This window comes from Peribacillus sp. NPDC056705 (assembly GCF_043656335.1).
This window is the reverse complement of sequence record NZ_JBHTYI010000167.1, coordinates 1-1,523: the sequence shown is the minus strand read 5'-3', so window position 1 is coordinate 1,523 and position 1,523 is coordinate 1. Positions and strand designations below refer to the sequence as shown.

General features: G+C 49.8%; 1 pseudogene. It reads left to right on the top strand.

The features are described 5' to 3' along the window. Positions 1-495: 495 nt before the first annotated feature. Positions 496-1,523 (top strand): annotated as a pseudogene (locus ACFRAK_RS28560) (hypothetical protein); the annotation flags it as partial.

The following is a 1,523-nucleotide window of genomic DNA, read 5'->3' as shown; positions in this document are numbered from 1 at the left end:
GCAGGGCACCTTGGAGAATTTGGTGATATTTATCATTTTTTTTACTTGTCATATGTTCACCCCGATGTTAGAATACAGATAAAATTATGAATGAATGCTCATTCATTTTCTTGTATCCATCATAAAATACGTTCATGTCATTGTCAACGATGGGTTCATGATCATTTCAAAATCCAACTTTAATGCGACCAGCAACCAGACCATAAGACGTTCATATCAGAGCAATGCGGCAATTGTAACCGGAAGTGACAAGCAGCGGGAAACTCAGTGTACAGATGTGTACAGGTAGAAGAGATGCGGCTACGCGGTTTAAATGTTCGGCAGGCACGATGTGAAGGTCTATTTTTGTACTCGCCATGAAAGCGCTTCATATATGGTCTGTTCATTTGACGAATGACGAGCGGAACTTGGAAGGAGTGAGCAGGGGCTTTCGATAATGACTGTACCATTAGTAGAACCAGGGCAGATGATTCTAACGCAAGGGGCTGAGAAGAGATGATTCCACAACTAATCAACGCGCTTCTCTTTGTCGGGATCACCGGCTGGGCAGTGTACATGTTCGCCACGGTGGTGTATCGCCGTTACCTGTATATTCGACTGGGAAAGCCAGCGAATCTGAAGCAGGACCTGAAAGAACGCCTGAGTCAATTTGTTATTCAAGTATTTGGACAGACCAAGCTGTTTAAGGACCGCAAGAGCGGTATCATGCACTTTATTGTTTTTTATGGTTTCATCATTCTGCAATTCGGTGCGCTCGACATTATCTGGAAGGGATTGTCGGGAAATAGTCTGCCAATTCCGGGGCATGTCGGTTTCATCCTTATGCAGGAGATTACGGTGGCGCTGATCCTGCTGGCGATTGGCTACGCGGCTTATCGCCGGTACGGCGAGAAGCTGAAGCGGCTCAAGCGGGGGTGGAAGCCCAGCATTGTCGTGTTTTTCATCACGACGCTGATGGCCTCGGTGCTGCTGACGATGGCTTTTGAACGACTGATGGAGGGGCTGGCTTGGTCCGCGATGGCACCGATCTCATCGAGCATTGCGGCGGTATTCGTATGGATGCCAGCCTTAGCCGTCACCGTGTGTTACTACGTGTTCTGGTGGCTTCATCTGATCATTCTGCTGTCGTTCCTCATCTATGTACCGCAATCAAAGCATTTCCATCTGATTACGGCTCCGATCAACATTCTGGTGCGTCGTACCGACCCTCCGGGCAAGCTCAGCAAGCTCGATCTGGAAGACGAGGAGGCAGAGGCGTTCGGGGCAGGCAAGATTGAGGACTTTACGCAGAAGCAGATGCTGGATCTCTATGCTTGCGTCGAATGCGGAAGGTGCACCAATGTGTGTCCGGCCTCAAGTACAGGCAAGCTGTTGTCGCCAATGCACATGATTGTGAAGCTTAGGGATCATCTGACAGAGAAAGGGGCGGTTCTGACTTCCAAGTCAGCGTGGATGCCAGCTTCGGTATTCGGATCGCCTGGCGTGCATTCGATGGCGGCCACGGATCTGGCGCTTGTCGGCTG